The organism is Klebsiella sp. LY, assembly GCF_004010915.1.
GTDB classification, from domain to species: Bacteria; Pseudomonadota; Gammaproteobacteria; order Enterobacterales; family Enterobacteriaceae; genus Klebsiella; species Klebsiella quasipneumoniae.
The window spans coordinates 4,104,753-4,122,117 of record NZ_CP022444.1 but is presented as its reverse complement, the minus strand read 5'-3'; the positions used below and the strand labels follow the sequence as shown (position 1 = coordinate 4,122,117).

Annotated in this window: 16 protein-coding genes; all 16 read right to left on the bottom strand. The window is 55.9% G+C overall.

All coding sequences use genetic code 11. The features are described from left to right. Nucleotides 1-6 precede the first annotated feature (6 nt). The 16 genes from tolA to sdhC all read right to left on the bottom strand — a co-directional run bounded on the left by tolA (nucleotide 7) and on the right by sdhC (nucleotide 16,967). Nucleotides 7-1,347 (bottom strand): cell envelope integrity protein TolA, encoded by a 1,341-nt coding sequence (gene tolA, locus CE636_RS23150; protein WP_004885996.1) that lies wholly within the window; start codon nucleotides 1,345-1,347, stop codon nucleotides 7-9. Nucleotides 1,348-1,446: 99 nt separating this feature from the next. Beyond that, on the bottom strand, nucleotides 1,447-1,875 hold the full coding sequence (gene tolR / locus CE636_RS23145; RefSeq protein ID WP_002895061.1) for a colicin uptake protein TolR: 429 nt from the start codon (nucleotides 1,873-1,875) through the stop codon (nucleotides 1,447-1,449). Between the two features lie 3 nt (nucleotides 1,876-1,878). Next, entirely contained in the window at nucleotides 1,879-2,571 is a 693-nt protein-coding gene (gene tolQ, locus CE636_RS23140; protein WP_004152221.1) for a Tol-Pal system protein TolQ, read from the bottom strand. Then, nucleotides 2,568-2,972, bottom strand: a complete 405-nt coding sequence (ybgC, locus tag CE636_RS23135) for a tol-pal system-associated acyl-CoA thioesterase (RefSeq protein WP_002895056.1) — start codon at nucleotides 2,970-2,972, stop codon at nucleotides 2,568-2,570. Before ybgC ends, tolQ begins: the two co-directional genes overlap by 4 nt. Before the next feature lie 149 nt (nucleotides 2,973-3,121). Continuing rightward, entirely contained in the window at nucleotides 3,122-3,412 is a 291-nt protein-coding gene (gene ybgE / locus CE636_RS23130) for a cyd operon protein YbgE (RefSeq protein ID WP_002895053.1), read from the bottom strand. After that, nucleotides 3,412-3,528, bottom strand: a complete 117-nt coding sequence (gene cydX, locus CE636_RS23125) for a cytochrome bd-I oxidase subunit CydX (protein ID WP_002895051.1) — start codon at nucleotides 3,526-3,528, stop codon at nucleotides 3,412-3,414. The genes ybgE and cydX overlap by 1 nt, the downstream gene beginning before the upstream one ends. Nucleotides 3,529-3,543: 15 nt before the next feature. Then, on the bottom strand, nucleotides 3,544-4,683 hold the full coding sequence (gene cydB, locus CE636_RS23120) for a cytochrome d ubiquinol oxidase subunit II (protein WP_017901410.1): 1,140 nt from the start codon (nucleotides 4,681-4,683) through the stop codon (nucleotides 3,544-3,546). A gap of 15 nt (nucleotides 4,684-4,698) precedes the next feature. Further along, nucleotides 4,699-6,267: a cytochrome ubiquinol oxidase subunit I gene (gene cydA, locus CE636_RS23115; protein WP_002895047.1), complete on the bottom strand. Its 1,569-nt coding sequence runs from the start codon at nucleotides 6,265-6,267 to the stop codon at nucleotides 4,699-4,701. A gap of 828 nt (nucleotides 6,268-7,095) precedes the next feature. Further along, nucleotides 7,096-7,965, bottom strand: coding sequence for a succinate--CoA ligase subunit alpha (gene sucD / locus CE636_RS23110; protein ID WP_004885990.1), 870 nt, complete (start codon nucleotides 7,963-7,965; stop codon nucleotides 7,096-7,098). Beyond that, on the bottom strand, nucleotides 7,965-9,131 hold the full coding sequence (sucC, locus tag CE636_RS23105; protein ID WP_002895039.1) for an ADP-forming succinate--CoA ligase subunit beta: 1,167 nt from the start codon (nucleotides 9,129-9,131) through the stop codon (nucleotides 7,965-7,967). Before sucC ends, sucD begins: the two co-directional genes overlap by 1 nt. 103 nt (nucleotides 9,132-9,234) lie before the next feature. After that, nucleotides 9,235-10,461 (bottom strand): 2-oxoglutarate dehydrogenase complex dihydrolipoyllysine-residue succinyltransferase, encoded by a 1,227-nt coding sequence (odhB, locus tag CE636_RS23095; RefSeq protein ID WP_004885986.1) that lies wholly within the window; start codon nucleotides 10,459-10,461, stop codon nucleotides 9,235-9,237. Nucleotides 10,462-10,475: 14 nt separating this feature from the next. Continuing rightward, the gene (gene sucA, locus CE636_RS23090) at nucleotides 10,476-13,283 is read right to left on the bottom strand and encodes a 2-oxoglutarate dehydrogenase E1 component (protein WP_017901411.1); all 2,808 of its coding nucleotides are present in this window, start codon (nucleotides 13,281-13,283) and stop codon (nucleotides 10,476-10,478) included. Nucleotides 13,284-13,723: 440 nt separating this feature from the next. Continuing rightward, nucleotides 13,724-14,440: a succinate dehydrogenase iron-sulfur subunit SdhB gene (gene sdhB, locus CE636_RS23085; RefSeq protein ID WP_002894954.1), complete on the bottom strand. Its 717-nt coding sequence runs from the start codon at nucleotides 14,438-14,440 to the stop codon at nucleotides 13,724-13,726. Nucleotides 14,441-14,455: 15 nt separating this feature from the next. After that, nucleotides 14,456-16,222: a succinate dehydrogenase flavoprotein subunit gene (gene sdhA, locus CE636_RS23080; protein WP_004179067.1), complete on the bottom strand. Its 1,767-nt coding sequence runs from the start codon at nucleotides 16,220-16,222 to the stop codon at nucleotides 14,456-14,458. Next, a complete protein-coding gene (gene sdhD / locus CE636_RS23075) occupies nucleotides 16,222-16,569 on the bottom strand; it encodes a succinate dehydrogenase membrane anchor subunit (protein WP_002894949.1) in 348 nt (115 codons plus the stop codon). The genes sdhA and sdhD overlap by 1 nt, the downstream gene beginning before the upstream one ends. Beyond that, entirely contained in the window at nucleotides 16,563-16,967 is a 405-nt protein-coding gene (sdhC, locus tag CE636_RS23070) for a succinate dehydrogenase cytochrome b556 subunit (protein WP_004142216.1), read from the bottom strand. Before sdhC ends, sdhD begins: the two co-directional genes overlap by 7 nt. Between the last annotated feature and the right edge of the window lie 398 nt (nucleotides 16,968-17,365).

Sequence of the window (17,365 nt, the reverse complement as noted above, 5' to 3'; positions counted from 1 at the left end):
AAGCGCTTAAGGTTTGAAGTCCAGTGGCGCATTTTTGAACGTTTCATAAACAGCCTGCGACGGCGGTTTAGGGAATTTGCTCATCCGACTGGTAGCCGCCAGCATTTGCTGGCAGAAAGCCGGATCGCCGCCTTCCGATTTCACACTCAACAACGTTCCATCCTGAGCCAGGTTTACGCGCAACGTACATACTTTACCCTTGTACGTATCCCAGTCATAGAGATGTCCTTTAATCGCGGCCTGCACCTGCGAAATATAGCTGGCAATCTCCGCCTGAGATGCACCGCCCTGCCCCGGTTTACTTCCTTTAGCAGGTGAAGAGCCACCTGTGCTACCGCTGGTGCTACCTTTCGGCGCATTCTTACCAGAGCTCAGATCGCCGAGCAGGTCGTCAACGCCGTCCGCTTCTTTCGCTGCAGCCGCTTTCTTCGCTGCCGCGGCTTTTGCTGCTGCCGCTTTGGCCGCTTTATCAGCCGCCGCCTTCTCAGCAGCTGCCGCTTTGGCTGCCGCTGCTTTTTCAGCTGCGGCGGCTTTCTCGGCGGCGGCCTTCTCCGCGGCCGCTTTTTGCGCGGCCGCTTTCTCAGCTGCTTTTTCGGCGGCTTTTTCTGCAGCCGCTTTTTCAGCCGCTGCCTGTTTAGCCGCTTCCTGCTGGGCCTTCTTCTCCGCTTCCTGTTGCGCTTTCTTCGCCGCTGCCGCTTCTGCTTTCTTCTGCGCCTCTGCCGCGGCTTTCGCCGCTTCGGCTTCCGCCTGTTTCTTCGCATCGGCCGCTGCTTTCGCGGCGGCGGCTTCGGCCTGTTTCTTCGCGTCAGCAGCCGCTTTCGCTGCCGCCAGTTCAGCCGCTTTCGCCTGGGCATCCGCCTTCGCTTTCGCCTCGGCGGCCGCTTTGGCCGCTGCTTCCTGCGCTTCTTTAGCCTGCGCATCCGCTTTGGCTTTCGCCGCCGCGGCAGCCTTGGCTGCGGCTTCCTCAGCCTGCTTCTGTTGTTCCTTCGCTTCTTTCGCCGCTTCCTGCGCCTGCAGCCGCTCCTGTTCGAGCTGTTTCAGCCGTTCCTGTTCCGCCGCCTGCTTCTCACGTAACTCTTCCGCCTGCTGCTGCGCCTGTTTTTCGCGCTGTTCAGCGGCGCGACGTGCGCTGGCCTGCTGCTGTTGCTGACGGTTATAGTTATTTACCACCGCCCCCGGATCGACCATGACGGCATCAATCGACGATCCCCCGCCGCCGCCGGCAGAGGCATCAAGATGCTCGTCAAACGAACTCCAGATCAGCAGCGCGATCAGTATGATGTGCAGCGCGACTGAAATGATGATCGCTCGTTTAAGCTTGTCGTTTTGTTCGGTTGCCTTTGACACTATCGGTTCCCAAAAACTGTTCGCCTGTACCCGCGATGCGCACCGACGGCGAGCGATACTCGCCGCCGAACGCCGCGCGGACGCACCTACCTGAAGCGATTAAATAGGTTTGGTCATCAAGCCGACCGATTTAACCCCTGCACTATGCAACAGGTTCAGCGCTTTAATAATTTCATCGTAAGGGACGTCTTTCGCACCGCCGATCAGGAATACCGTTTTCTCATTGGCTTCAAGACGACGCTTCGCTTCGGCAATCACCTGCTCCGGCGGCAGCTGGGACAGCGTCTCCTGCCCCACTTTCACGCTGTACTGCCCTACCCCGGAGACTTCCACAATCACCGGCGGATCGTCATTGCTTTTCACCGCTTGCGATTCCGTGGCGTCCGGCAGATCGACTTCCACGCTCTGCGTAATGATCGGCGCCGTTGCCATAAAGATCAGCAACAGCACCAGCAGGACATCCAGCAGCGGAACGATGTTGATCTCGGACTTCAGTTCGCGACGTCCGCGTCCACGTGCTCTGGCCATGGCTTACCCCTTATTGCTTTCGCTGGTGGTAAAAGCCTGACGGTGCAGAATGGCGGTGAACTCTTCCATGAAGTTGTCGTAATTCAGTTCAAGCTTGTTCACGCGCTGGTTCAGGCGGTTATACGCCATGACCGCCGGGATAGCAGCGAACAGACCGATCGCAGTGGCGATCAGCGCTTCGGCGATACCCGGCGCCACCATCTGCAGGGTGGCCTGCTTCACCGCGCCAAGAGCGATAAAGGCGTGCATGATCCCCCAAACGGTACCGAACAGACCGATATACGGGCTGATGGAGCCTACGGTGCCGAGGAACGGAATATGGGTCTCCAGCGTTTCCAGCTCGCGGTTCATCGAAATACGCATCGCGCGCGATGCCCCTTCGACGATCGCCTCCGGCGCATGGCTGTTGGCCCGATGCAAGCGCGCAAACTCTTTGAAGCCGCTGTAGAAGATCTGCTCCGAACCGGTCAGATTATCGCGACGCCCCTGGCTTTCCTGATACAAACGGGACAGTTCAATCCCGGACCAGAATTTGTCCTCGAACGCTTCAGCTTCGCGCGCGGCCGAGTTAAGGATACGCGTTCTCTGAATAATGATAGCCCAGGAAGCGATAGAAAAACCAATCAAAATCAACATGATAAGTTTAACCAGAAGGCTCGCCTTCAGGAACAAATCAAGGATATTCATGTCAGTCACTGCTTAAACTCCGCGACAATAGACTTGGGAAGCGCACGTGGCTTCATTAAGAGTGGATCAACGCACACAATGAGAACCTCAGCTTCGTTTAACACTGTATTCTCGGCGTTGACGATTCGCTGCGTGAAAACCAAAGAGGTGCCGCGCATCGAGGTAATTTCCGTCTGGACTTCGAGCATGTCGTCGAGTCTGGCGGGGGCAAAATACTCCAGCGTCATTTTGCGAACCACGAAGGCAACGCGTTCAGCCAACAGAACCTGTTGACTAAAGTGATGGTGGCGCAGCATCTCTGTGCGTGCTCTTTCATAAAAAGCGACGTAACTGGCGTGGTAAACCACACCACCGGCGTCGGTATCTTCGTAGTAGACCCGAACCGGCCATCGAAACAGCGTTGTATTCACTTTACATCCCGGTAATGCAAAAAAAGGTTAGAGCTTTCAAACTTCGCTACTATACGCGCGGGAAAGGTGGTTTGGAATGGGGGAAAGTAAACGGGGCGTAAATTTTTATGGGCTTATGCAAGCCCATAGCATTAACAGAGATCTCTTATTCAAAAGAAGAAAAAGAAGAGACCTAAAGCGAGCACGATATCAGCGATAAGCGGACAAAAAATCCCCTGCCAGTGAACGGCACGCGGGCGGAAGCCCACGCCGTGAATAACGCCGCTGCAAACTGCCCACATCAGCAAGAAACCATGCCAGATTTCCAGCTCGCTGGTCTTCGCGGCAAAGCGCGACGGATCCCAGAAGATGCAGCCTGCCAGCAGCAGCGCCATCAATAAGGAAAGCGCCCGGAGCGGGCGCTTGTCCATTATCGCGTACAGAGTAGCGATAAATTTCATCAGATTTCTTCTTTCTTCCCGGCTTTGGTGGCTTCCACGTGCTCAAGCGCCAGCGCGGTAATCACCCCAAAGGCACAGGCAAGAAGCGTTCCCAAAATCCATGCGAAGTACCACATATATAGCTCCTTACCTTAGTACAGCGAGTGGGTGTTCTTTTCGATGTCTTCGCGCGTGATGCGGCCAAACATTTTCCAGTAACACCAGCTGGTGTAGCCCAGAATGATCGGCACGAATACAATCGCCACGTAGGTCATCAGATTCAGCGTCCGCTGGCTGGAGGTCGCGTCCCACATCGTCAGGCTGGCGTTCAGCATAGTGCTGGACGGCATGATGAACGGGAACATCGCGATACCGGCAGTCAGAATGATGCAGGCCAGGGTCAGCGAGGAGAACAGGAATGCCCAGGCGCCTTTATCCGCTTTGGTCGAAACGACGGTCAGCAGCGGCAGCACCACGCCCAGGGCAGGGATCGCCCACAGCGCTGGTATATTGTTAAAGTTCACCATCCACGCGCCAGCTTCACGCACCACTTCTTTGGTCAGCGGATTAGACGGGCCGGTATGGTCAATCACCGATTTCACCACATAGCCGTCGATACCGTAGTAGACCCACACGCCCGCCAGCGCGAAGCAGACCAGCGTCACCAGCGCCGCCACCGTGGAGACGGTGCGGGTGCGCAGGTGCAGTTCGCCTACGGTACGCATCTGCAGGTAGGTCGCGCCCTGGGTCAGGATCATCGCCACGCTGACGATACCGGCCAGCAGACCAAACGGGTTCAGCAGCTGGAAGAAATTACCGGTATAGAAGAGACGCAGGTATTCGTCGACATGGAACGGCACGCCCTGCAGCAGGTTGCCGAAGGCCACGCCAATCACCAGCGGCGGCACGAAGCTGCCGATGAAGATGCCCCAGTCCCACATGTTGCGCCAGCGGGTGTCCTCGATCTTGGAACGGTAGTCGAAACCGACCGGACGGAAGAACAACGAGGCCAGCACCAGAATCATCGCCACATAGAAACCGGAGAACGCCGCGGCGTAGACCATCGGCCAGGCAGCGAACAGCGCGCCGCCGGCGGTGATCAGCCACACCTGGTTACCGTCCCAGTGCGGGGCGATGGCGTTGATCATAATCCGACGCTCGGTGTCGTTACGGCCGAGGAAGCGGGTGAGCATGCCCACCCCCATGTCGAACCCGTCGGCGACGGCGAAGCCAATCAGCAGGATGCCAATCAGCAGCCACCAGATAAAACGCAATACTTCATAATCGATCATTTGACGACTCCTGTCTTAGCGTGCCGACTGAATAGCCGCAGAGGACTGTTCAAAGTGATAGCGGCCGGTTTTCAGGCTGCTAGGTCCTTTGCGGGCAAACTTGAACATCAGGAACAGTTCAGCCACCAGGAACAGCGTGTACAGGCCGCAGATCAGCAACATAGAGAAGATCAGATCGCCCGCGGTCAGCGACGAGTTGGCCACCGCCGTCGGCAGGACTTCACCAATCGCCCACGGCTGACGGCCGTATTCGGCAACAAACCAGCCCGACTCCACGGCAATCCATGGCAGCGGCAAGCCATAGAACGCGGCGCGCAGCAGCCATTTTTTCTCGCCGATACGGTTACGGATCACGCTCCAGAAGGAGGCGCCGATAATCAACAGCATCAGGATGCCGCACGCCACCATGATACGGAAGGCGAAGTACAGCGGTGCGACGCTTGGAATAGAGTCTTTGGTCGCTTTGGCGATCTGCTCTTCCGTGGCGTCAGCGACGTTCGGGGTATAGCGTTTCAGCAGCAGACCATAGCCAAGATCTTTCTTCACGTTATTGAACTGGTCGCGAACGGCCTGGTCGGTGGAACCGGCGCGCAGTTGCTCCAGCAGCGCATAGGCCTTCATGCCGTTACGGATACGCTCTTCGTGCTGAACCATCAGATCCTTCAGACCGATAACCGGCTTATCCACCGAGCGGGTGGCAATGATGCCCAGCGCGTAAGGGATCTGGATGGCGAAGTGGTTGGTTTGCGCATTCTGATCGGGAATACCAAACAGGGTAAAGGCCGCCGGCGCAGGCTGGGTTTCCCACTCTGCTTCGATAGCCGCCAGTTTGGTTTTCTGCACGTCGCCCATTTCGTAACCAGATTCGTCACCCAGCACAATAACGGAGAGGATCGCTGCCATACCGAAGCTGGCTGCGATGGCGAAGGAGCGCTTAGCAAAGGCAAAGTCACGGCCTTTCAGCATGTACCAGGAGCTGATAGCCAGGATGAACATCGCACCGGTGACATAGCCAGACGCCACGGTGTGAACGAATTTCACCTGAGCAACCGGGTTGAGCACCAGTTCGGAGAAGCTAACCATCTCCATACGCATGGTTTCAAAGTTGAAGTCCGATGCGATAGGGTTCTGCATCCAGCCGTTTGCGACGAGGATCCACAGCGCGGAGAGGTTGGAGCCCAGTGCGACCAGCCAGGTGACGGCCATGTGCTGAACTTTACCCAGACGATCCCAACCGAAGAAGAACAGACCTACAAAGGTGGATTCGAGGAAGAAGGCCATCAGACCTTCAATGGCCAGCGGCGCACCGAAGATATCCCCCACGTAGTGTGAGTAATACGACCAGTTAGTCCCGAACTGGAACTCCATGGTCAGACCGGTCGCCACACCCAGCGCGAAGTTGATACCAAACAACTTGCCCCAGAATTTGGTCATATCTTTATAAATCTGTTTGCCGGAAAGGACGTAGACCGTTTCCATAATGGCCAGCAGGAACGCCATACCGAGCGTCAGTGGCACAAACAGGAAGTGGTACATCGCGGTCAAGGCAAACTGTAAGCGCGACAGTTCGACTATATCTAACATCATGACTCCTTGCTCATCGCATGAAGACTCCGAAAATGAACCGAGAAGCTCTGGCTCATACGCATGCCCCAATACAAATTTTTATTTGTCGCCCGCCCGGAGCGGGTTTCAACCGAAAGTGAAACCACGCCAGGACAAGGTTACAAATACGTTAACGAAAAACCCAATTGATTCCCCAATATATTACGCCGCAATAACCTTACAATAAATATGTTTTTATTGTTCCAGTTTTACATTTTTCGACGGTGATCAATATATAGCGAAGATGGCCAGTTTAGGCCAATTTGACTTGAGACAATTTAACGTTTTTTGAAGGATTTTTCCAAGCATTAAGTATTGATATAAATCAATTTTTACTCTACGTGTTAATTATGTAGCCCAATAAAGAATATTGGTAAACTTAATGTTAATACTGTGTTTAAAGTATACTTTGATTGGTTACTAAAAAGGGAGAGATGAGAATCATAGGTAATATTATTTAACGCCGCAGGAAAAAAAAGAAAAAAAAGAGCCGATCCGATTAATGCTAGACCGCTCACAGTATTTTTTCCTGTTTTCTTATCCCCTCCCCCACTCTTTTTTTAGTGTCTGTTTTGCTTCCCTCCGGTACGGCCAGGGCATATTTTCCTTTCCGACAACCGCACGTCGAGAATATTTATGAAATAATTCTTAAAATCAATATGATAGATAAGGTTTTCGCCAAACGCGGGGTTTGCTGGCTCAGCGGCTTTCGGGAGAAGCGGATAACGGCCAAAAAAAAGGCCACCTGACGGTGGCCAACCATGTCGAAATCGGACAGATTTCTGCTTGCGGACAAGCAGAGAGGGTTTACTTGATGATCGCTTTCAGCGCTTCGCCGATATCGGCCAGGCTGCGAACGGTTTTCACACCGGCTGCTTCCAGGGCTGCGAATTTCTCATCAGCAGTACCTTTACCGCCAGCGATGATGGCGCCCGCATGGCCCATACGCTTGCCTTTCGGCGCGGTCACGCCCGCGATGTAGCCGACAACCGGCTTGGTCACGTGCTCTTTGATGTAGGCAGCCGCTTCTTCTTCCGCGCTGCCGCCGATCTCACCGATCATGACGATCGCTTCGGTCTGCGGGTCTTCCTGGAACAGCTTCAGGATATCGATGAAGTTAGAGCCCGGGATCGGGTCGCCGCCGATACCGACGCAGGTAGACTGGCCGAAGCCGTAGTCGGTGGTCTGCTTAACCGCTTCATAGGTCAGGGTACCGGAACGGGAAACGATGCCCACTTTACCCGGTTTGTGAATGTGACCCGGCATGATGCCGATTTTGCATTCGCCCGGGGTGATCACGCCTGGGCAGTTCGGGCCGATCATGCGCACGCCCGCTTCGTCCAGTTTCACTTTCACAGTCAGCATATCCAGGGTCGGGATACCTTCGGTGATGGTGATGATAAGCTTAATGCCCGCGTCAATCGCTTCCAGAATGGAATCTTTGCAGAACGGCGCCGGAACGTAGATCACGGTCGCGGTAGCGCCGGTCGCTTCAACGGCTTCGCGCACGGTGTTGAACACCGGCAGGCCCAGGTGCGTGGTGCCGCCTTTGCCTGGCGTCACGCCGCCAACCATTTGCGTACCGTAAGCGATCGCTTGTTCAGAGTGGAAGGTCCCCTGGCTACCGGTGAAGCCCTGGCAGATAACCTTGGTATCTTTATTAATTAAAACTGACATTATTTCCCCTCCACTGCGGCAACAACCTGCTGTGCTGCGTCCGTCAGACTTTTCGCTGCAATAATATTCAGGCCGCTGTCAGCCAGTTTTTTCGCGCCCAGTTCGGCGTTGTTACCTTCCAGACGAACCACCACCGGAACGTTAACCCCAACTTCCGCTACCGCACCGATGATACCGTCAGCGATCAGGTCGCAGCGTACGATACCGCCGAAGATGTTAACCAGCACCGCTTTCACGTTGTCATCAGAGAGGATGATTTTGAACGCTTCGGTGACGCGCTCTTTGGTGGCGCCGCCGCCCACGTCGAGGAAGTTAGCCGGTTCGCCGCCGTGCAGTTTAACGATGTCCATGGTACCCATCGCCAGGCCCGCGCCGTTAACCATGCAACCAATGTTGCCGTCCAGCGCGACGTAGTTCAGTTCCCACTGCGCCGCCTGCGCTTCACGCGGATCTTCCTGAGACTGGTCGCGCATTTCGCGCAGATCCGGCTGGCGGAACAGCGCGTTGCCGTCAGCGCCCAGTTTGCCGTCCAGGCAGATCAGGTCGCCCTGCTTGGTGATCACCAGCGGGTTAATTTCGATCAGCGCGAGGTCGCGCTCCAGGAAAATGGTCGCCAGGCCCATGAAAATCTTAGTGAACTGCTGAACCTGCTTACCTTCCAGGCCCAGTTTGAACGCCAGTTCACGGCCCTGGTAAGGCATCGGGCCAGCCAGCGGATCGATGGCGATCTTGTGGATCAGGTGCGGGGTCTCTTCCGCCACTTTTTCGATTTCCACGCCGCCTTCAGTAGAGGCCATGAACACCACGCGACGGGAACTACGGTCAACGACCGCGCCCAGGTACAGCTCTTTGTCAATATCGGTCGCCGCTTCAACCAGGATCTGGTTAACCGGCTGGCCGTTCGCATCTGTTTGATAGGTCACCAGACGTTTGCCCAGCCAGTGCTCGGCAAATGCGCGGATCTCTTCTTTGCTCTTCACCACTTTCACACCGCCCGCTTTGCCGCGGCCACCAGCGTGAACCTGACATTTCACTACCCACGGACCCGCGCCGATTTTTGAAGCGGCTTCTTCTGCTTCACGCGGAGTAGTACAGGCATAACCCACCGGCGCCGGTAAGCCATAGCGGGCAAAAAGTTGTTTTGCCTGATATTCATGTAAGTTCATGTGTTCAGTCCATCCTTCAGGGTGTAATTATCTTTAAACCTGTAGGCCTGATAACGGCGCTAACGCGTGTTATCCGGCCTACGGTAGGTAATACGCTTGCTGACTACACGTCCAGCAGCAGACGGGTCGGATCTTCCAGCAGCTCTTTAATCGCCACCAGGAAGCCTACCGACTCACGTCCGTCGATCAGACGGTGATCGTAGGAGAGCGCCAGGTACATCATCGGCAGGATCTCTACCTTGCCATTCACCGCCATCGGGCGGTCTTTAATGGCATGCATACCCAGGATGGCGCTCTGCGGTGGGTTGATGATCGGCGTGGACATCAGGGAGCCGAACACGCCGCCGTTGGTGATGGTGAAGTTACCGCCGGTCAGGTCATCTACGGTCAGCTTGCCGTCGCGGCCTTTCACTGCCAGCTCTTTAATATTCTTTTCGATATCCGCCATGCCCAGCAGGTCGACGTCACGCAGAACCGGGGTGACCAGGCCGCGCGGGGTGGATACGGCCATGCTGACGTCGAAGTAGTTGTGGTACACCACGTCGTCGCCATCGATGGAGGCGTTCACTTCCGGATAGCGTTTCAGCGCTTCCACTACCGCTTTCACGTAGAAGGACATAAAGCCCAGGCGGATGCCATGACGTTTTTCGAACGCCTCACCGTACTGCTTACGCAGATCCATGATTGGCTTCATGTTGACTTCGTTGAACGTGGTCAGCATGGCGGTGGAGTTTTTCGCTTCCAGCAGACGCTCGGCCACGCGTTTACGCAGGCGGGTCATCGGGACGCGTTTTTCAGAACGATTGCCCAGCTGCGGCGCCGGCGCGACTGCCGCGGCGGAGGCTGGCGCTTTGGCTTCTGCCGGCGCCGGGGCTTTCGCCAGATGTTTCTCAACGTCTTCGCGGGTCAGACGGCCGCCGACGCCAGTGCCTTTGATGGCCGCTGCGTCGAGGTTGTGTTCAGCCAGCAGACGACGGATCGCCGGGCTCAGCGCGTCGTTGTTCTGCTCTTCCAGAGAAGCCTGCTGACGCTGCGCCGGCGTGGACGCCTTCGCATCGGCTTTTTCGCTGCTTTCTTTACCTGCGCTGTTACCTTCGCGCAGGCGGCCAAGGATCTGGCGAGACAGGACGGTAGCGCCCTCGTCTTCCAGCACTGCATCCAGAATGCCGTCCGCTGATGCCGGTACTTCCAGTACCACTTTGTCAGTTTCGATTTCGACCAGGACTTCGTCACGGACGACCGCGTCGCCCGGTTTTTTGTGCCAGGTGGCGACGGTTGCGTCAGCTACGGACTCAGGCAGGTCGGGAACCAGAATATCTACGCTACTCATTGTGTATCCTTTAATTAATCGACGTTCAGCGCGTCATTGACCAGATCTTGTTGCTGTTTCTGGTGAACGGACATATACCCTACCGCCGGAGAGGCGGAGGCCGGGCGGCCTGCATAACGCAGAGAGGCCCCAAACGGAATCACTTCACGGAAGTGATGCTGGCTGCAGTACCATGCGCCCTGGTTGAGCGGCTCTTCCTGGCACCAGACAAAATCATGCACGTGCGCATACGCTTTCAGCGCTTCCTGCACCGCCTGATGCGGGAACGGATAGAGCTGCTCGATACGAACGATAGCGACATCTTTTTGCTCGTTTTTGCGGCGCTGTTCCAGCAGGTCGTAGTAAACCTTACCAGAGCACAGCACAACGCGCTTCACAGCCTGCGGATCAAGTTGATCGATTTCACCGATGGCCGGCAGGAAAGTGCCGTTCGCCAGCTCATCCATGCTGGAGACTGCCAGCGGATGACGCAGCAGCGACTTCGGCGACATCACCACCAGCGGACGACGCATACCGCGCAGCGCCTGACGACGCAGCATGTGGTACACCTGCGCCGGTGTGGACGGTACGCAGACCTGCATGTTCTGCTCAGCGCACAGCTGCAGATAACGCTCCAGACGCGCGGAGGAGTGCTCCGGACCCTGGCCTTCATAGCCGTGCGGCAGGAGCATCACCAGGCCGCACATCCGGCCCCACTTCTGCTCACCGGAGGAGATGAACTGGTCGATCACCACCTGAGCGCCGTTGGCGAAGTCGCCAAACTGCGCTTCCCAGATGGTCAGGGTGCGCGGCTCAGCGGTGGCGTAACCATATTCAAACGCCAGTACGGCTTCTTCAGACAGCACCGAGTCCCAAACGCGGAACTGGCCCTGACCGTTATGGACATGCTGCAGCGGGGTGTAAGTTGAACCATTGGTCTGGTTATGGATCACCGCATGACGATGGAAGAAGGTGCCGCGACCGGAGTCTTCCCCGGACAGACGCACCGGAATACCTTCGTCAACCAGCGTGGCGTAGGCCAGGTTTTCGGCGCCGCCCCAGTCGAACAGCTTCTCACCTGCCGCCATCGCCTGGCGGTCGGCGTAAATTTTCGCTACGCGGGACTGCATTTCGATACCTTCCGGCACCGTGCTGATGCGTTTCGCCAGCTCCTTCAGACGCTTCGGCTCCACTTTATCCGGATAGCTCTCGTCCCACTCATGATTGAGGTACGGCGACCAGGTAAAGGAGTGCATGTTCATCGGACGCCATTCCTGCACCACGCATTCGCCGGCATCCAGCGCATCGCGGTAGAGGTTAACCTGCTCGGTCGCGTCTTCCAGAGTCGCCACCTTCTCCTGCTCCAGCTTGTCAGCATAGATTTTGCGCGGGGTCGGGTGCTTTTTGATCTTCTGATACATCAGCGGCTGAGTTGCGCTCGGCTCATCGGCTTCGTTATGGCCGTGACGGCGGTAGCACACCAGATCGATGAAAACATCGCGTTTGAAGGTATTGCGGAAATCCAGCGCCAGACGAGTGACGAACGCGACCGCTTCCGGATCGTCGGCATTGACGTGGAAAATCGGCGCCTGCACCATTTTACCGATGTCGGTGCAATACGGGGTCGAACGCGCATCCAGCGGGTTAGAGGTCGTGAAGCCCACCTGGTTGTTGATAACGATGCGCACGGTACCGCCCACTTCGTAACCGCGGGCTTTCGACATGTTCAGGGTTTCCTGAACCACGCCCTGACCGGTGACGGCGGCGTCGCCGTGGATAGTGATCGGCAGAACCTTGTTGCTGCTCGGCTCGTCCAGACGATCCAGACGGGCGCGTACGGAACCGATAACCACCGGGCTGACGATCTCGAGGTGCGACGGGTTAAACGCCAGCGCCAGGTGCACCAGACCGCCTTCGGTTTCCATATCGGATGAGAAGCCCATGTGGTACTTCACATCGCCGGTACCGAGATGTTCTTTATGTTTGCCGGCGAACTCGTCGAACAGATCCTGCGGTTTTTTACCCAGCACGTTGACCAGCACGTTGAGACGACCGCGGTGCGCCATGCCCAGCACCACTTCGCGGGTGCCGCTCTTGCCCGCATGGCGGATCATCTCTTTGAGCATCGGGATCAGGGCATCGCCACCCTCCAGCGAGAAGCGCTTCGCCCCCGGGAATTTGGCGCCGAGGTAGCGCTCCAGGCCTTCCGCGGCGGTCAGTTCGCTGAGGAAGCGTTTTTTCTCTTCCGCGGTAAAGCTCGCTTTGCCAGCTACCGATTCAATGCGCTGCTGGATCCAGCGTTTTTCTTCGGTAGAGGTGATATGCATGTATTCCGCGCCGATGGAGCCGCAGTAGGTTTGCTTGAGGGCGGCAATCAACTCGCCCAGCTTCATCGTGTCTTTACCGATGGCAAATGAACCTACGTTATAGCTTTCCTGGAAATCGGCCTCGGTCAGATCGTGGTAGGCCGGATCGAGATCCGCCACTCTCTCTTGCTTCCACAGCCCCAGCGGATCGAGATTCGCATGCTGGTGGCCACGGAAACGGTATGCGTTGATGAGCTGCAGGACTTTAACCTGCTTCACATTGGTGTCTGGGTCGGAAATCGAAGAAGTGTAACGTGAGGCATCCTTCGCCAGTCGACGGAAATAATCACGCGTTTTGGAATGAAATTGATCCGGTTTAACTCCGGTGCCAGGTAACTGCTGGAACATTGAACGCCAGTTGGCGTCAACAGAGTCAGGATCGGTTAAGAAGTCTTCATAGAGCTGTTCTATCCAGCTCTGGTTCGAACCAGAGAGGTAAGAAGAGTCCAGCCAGGCTTTCATTGCGCCGTTCTGCATCGTGATCCCTTAAGCATTCATATGCTTATTTCGCCGTAGAAACTACCACGCACACCGAGTGCACGTGCCGGGGTTCACTTGTTGCGGACGAGTTGTGGTTTCTATCCGCTAAGGAACCTTTAAAAACTGCCATTAATCTTCGGCGTTCAGGCTGCGGTTGCGTTAGCTGCCTTCACTTACCCCGGTCACATAGTTCGCTATGCTCCCGGGGATGCGTTCAGTTGCCGCCTTACCTCGCACTGAACGCCTTGATTACTGGTACATCTTGTGGCGGTTTTTAAAGATTTCCTGCTATCCCTTCATACTTCAAGTTACATGTACGTTGTCCTGTAACTCGAATTATTTAGGGTATTCATTTCCCGGTAGCACAAACGCTACCGGGGTTACTGCTTTTGGTAGCCCGGATAAGCGGTAGCGCCATCCGGGATACACCGGGTTTCTTACGCGCTGCGCTGCAGCAGCATCGACTTAATATGGCCGATGGCGCGCGTCGGGTTCAGCCCCTTCGGACACACACTGACGCAGTTCATAATGCTGTGACAGCGGAATACGCTGAAAGCATCGCTCAGGCCGTCCAGACGCTCGCTGGTTTCGGTATCGCGACTGTCGATCAGGAAGCGATACGCGGCCAACAGGCCAGCCGGACCAATGAACTTATCCGGGTTCCACCAGAACGACGGGCACGAAGTCGAACAACATGCGCAGAGAATACACTCGTACAGACCATCGAGTTTCTCACGCTGCTCAGGCATCTGCAGATGCTCGCGAGCCGGAGGATTTTGCCCATTATTCAACAAGTAAGGCTTAATCTTCTCATATTGTGCATAGAATTGCCCCATGTCCACCACCAAATCACGAATAACAGGTAATCCTGGCAGCGGACGGATAACAATCTTCTTGCCCGGCTGATTCAGCGCGGAGATCGGCGTGATGCACGCCAGACCGTTTTTCCCGTTCATATTCAGGCCATCGGAACCACAAACCCCTTCACGGCAGGAGCGGCGGAACGACAGCGACGGATCTTTTTCTTTCAGCTGGATCAGCGCATCCAGCAGCATCATGTCACGACCTTCTTCCGCTTCGAGGGTGTAATCCTGCATGTGCGGAGCGTCATCAACATCCGGGTTATAGCGATAAATTGAAAACTCGAGTTTCATTTTCCTGTCTCCGCATTAGTAAGTACGAATCTTCGGCGGGAATGCCGGACGCAGTTTCGGTTCCATGTTGACGCTACGACGCGTCATGGATTCCGACTCTGGCAGATACAGGGAATGGCACAGCCAGTTTTCATCATCACGATCCGGGAAGTCGAAGCGGCTGTGGGCGCCACGGCTCTCGGTACGGAAGTTAGCGGATACGGCGGTCGCGTACGCGGTTTCCATCAGGTTATCCAGCTCCAGGCACTCAACGCGCTGGGTGTTGAACTCGCTGGAGGTATCGTCGAGACGGGCGTTTTTCAGGCGCTCGCGGATCACTTTCAGCTGTTCCAGACCCTTGTGCATCGCATCGCCTTCGCGGAACACCGAGAAGTTATGCTGCATACATTCCTGCAGCGCTTTGCGGATTGCCACCGGATCTTCACCGGAACGGGTGTTGTTCCAGCGGTTGAGGCGGTCCAGCGAGCCTTCGATATCGGATTCGCTGGCGTCGCGCAGCGTGCCCTGCTCGGCGATGGATTCCTGCAGATGCAGGCCCGCCGCGCGGCCGAAGACCACCAGGTCGAGCAGCGAGTTGCCGCCAAGACGGTTAGCGCCGTGGACCGATACGCAGGCGATTTCGCCTACCGCGAACAGGCCCGGGATCACCACGTCTTCGCCCTTCTCATTGACGGTCAGCGCCTGGCCGGTCACTTTGGTCGGAATACCGCCCATCATGTAGTGGCAGGTTGGGATAACCGGGATCGGCTCTTTCACCGGATCGACGTGAGCAAAGGTACGGGACAGCTCGAGGATACCCGGCAGACGAGATTCCAGAACCTCTTTACCCAGGTGATCCAACTTCAATTTCGCGTGCGGGCCCCACGGGCCATCGCAGCCGCGACCTTCGCGGATTTCGATCATGATGGAACGCGCCACCACGTCACGACCCGCCAGGTCTTTGGCGTTCGGGGCATAACGCTCCATAAAGCGTTCGCCGTGTTTATTGAGCAGATAACCGCCTTCGCCGCGGCAACCTTCGGTGACCAGAACCCCTGCCCCGGCGATGCCGGTCGGGTGGAACTGCCACATTTCCATATCCTGCACCGGCACGCCGGCACGAATGGCCATCCCGACGCCGTCACCGGTGTTGATGTGGGCGTTGGTGGTGGACTGATAGATACGGCCTGCGCCGCCGGTCGCCAGCACGGTGGCGCGGGCTTTAAAGTAGACCACTTCGCCGGTCTCGATGCACAGGGCGGTACAACCCACCACCGCGCCGTCCTGGTTTTTCACCAGATCGAGGGCATACCATTCGGAGAAAATAGTGGTGTGGTTTTTGAGGTTCTGCTGGTACAGGGTGTGCAGCAGGGCGTGGCCGGTACGGTCAGCCGCCGCCGCGGTGCGCGCCGCCTGCTCGCCGCCGAAGTTCTTCGACTGGCCGCCGAACGGGCGCTGATAAATACGGCCGTCGTCAAGACGGGAGAACGGCAGGCCCATGTGCTCCAGCTCGAGAATCGCTTCCGGGCCGGTCTTACACATATATTCGATGGCGTCCTGGTCACCGATATAGTCCGACCCTTTTACGGTGTCGTACATATGCCATTCCCAGTTATCTTCATGGGAGTTACCGAGCGCGACGGTGATACCCCCCTGCGCTGACACGGTATGGGAACGGGTCGGGAAGACTTTAGAGAGCAGCGCACAGGTCTGTCCGCTCTGGGAAATTTGCAGCGCCGCGCGCATACCTGCGCCGCCGGCACCGATGACAACAGCATCAAACTCTCTGACTGGCAATTTCATTACACACCCCACACCACAACAAATCCATAAAGAACGTAAGCCACCAGCGCCACAACGATAGCCAGCTGCAGAACCAGGCGCAGAGCCAGTGGTTTAACGTAGTCCGTTAACACCTGCCACATCCCGATCCAGGCATGGATAAGAATGGAAACGAGAGCCAGCAGAGTGAAGACTTTAGTGAAGCCGGAGGCAAAGAATCCGGTCCACACTTCCCATGAGATCTCACCGGTGGTAGCGAAGAAGCCAACCATGTAGATGATGTAGAGGGTCAGAACGATGGCGGTAGCACGGACCAGAATAAAGTCATGTACGCCGTTGCGTCCCAGTGCTGAGGCGTTGCTTACCATACGAGGACTCCTGCGAGAAGTGAAAGCACGACAGTAATAACAAAAGAAATCTTGGCGGAACGTTTCCCTGCTTCGAGGGTTTCGTCCAGGTAACCAAAGTCCATCATCAGATGGCGGATACCGACAACGACGTGATAGGCCAGCGCGGTGAGAATGCCCCACATGATGAACTTCACAAAGAAGCTATCCATGATCGAGGCCGCCGTCAGAAAACCTTCAGGGGAGGAGAGGCTGGTGCCCAGCAGCCAAAGCAGAATTCCGACCGCCACGAAGGTGATGACACCGGAAACGCGATGGAGAATGGACGCTATCGCCGTGATTGGGAACCGTATCGTTTGTAGATCCAGATTGACAGGTCTTTGTTTTTTCACATTTCTTACCATGAATAACGCCCACATGCTGTTCTTATTGTTTCCTTCCTCCGGTCTGCTTGCGGGTCAGACAGCGTCCTTTCTATAACCAGAAGTCATGTTAAAACGTCTTTTCAGGCATTAAAACATCACTAAACAACGCTGGGTGGCTCGGGATTGCAGGGTGTTCCGGAGACCTGGCCGCAGTATAGGCCGTTCACAAAATCATTACAATTAACCTACATATAGTTTGTTGGGTTTTCTCCGGAACAGTGATCAAGGTCACGATAACAACATTTTTTTAATTTTTAATCACCTGATTTGACAAATATTAAACATTCTTGTTACAACCATTACCAGTTAAATGCAATAATGCTCAAAAGTTATGGGGTCACTCTTTCACCTGAGAATAAGTTATGTAACAGTGTGTCAGTATTGACCGATGT